This is a genomic window from Citrobacter sp. Cs237, from assembly GCF_030332325.1.
Lineage (GTDB): Bacteria > Pseudomonadota > Gammaproteobacteria > Enterobacterales > Enterobacteriaceae > Citrobacter_A > Citrobacter_A sedlakii.
Genome location: NZ_JAOWIB010000001.1, coordinates 1 through 203 on the forward strand (window position 1 = coordinate 1; position 203 = coordinate 203).

The 203-nt window shown below is 63.5% G+C and carries 1 protein-coding gene; it reads left to right on the forward strand.

What is annotated here, in order from left to right; translation table 11 throughout:
- The coding region (locus OGY07_RS00005) for an autotransporter outer membrane beta-barrel domain-containing protein (protein ID WP_286597879.1) at positions 1 to 203 on the forward strand (203 nt) is incomplete at both ends.

Consider the following 203-nt stretch of genomic DNA (forward strand, 5'->3'; position numbering starts at 1 on the left):
CACGACCGCCTGGGCGAAACCCACTACGTCGACGCCCTGACCGGCGAGAAAGCGGTGACCAGCCTGTGGCTGCGCAACGTAGGTGGTCACACCCGGCAGAAAGACAGCAGCGGCCAGCTGGATATGCAGGCCAACCGCTATGTGATGCAGCTTGGCGGCGACATCGCCCAGTGGTCTTCCGACAACACCGACCGTTTCCACCT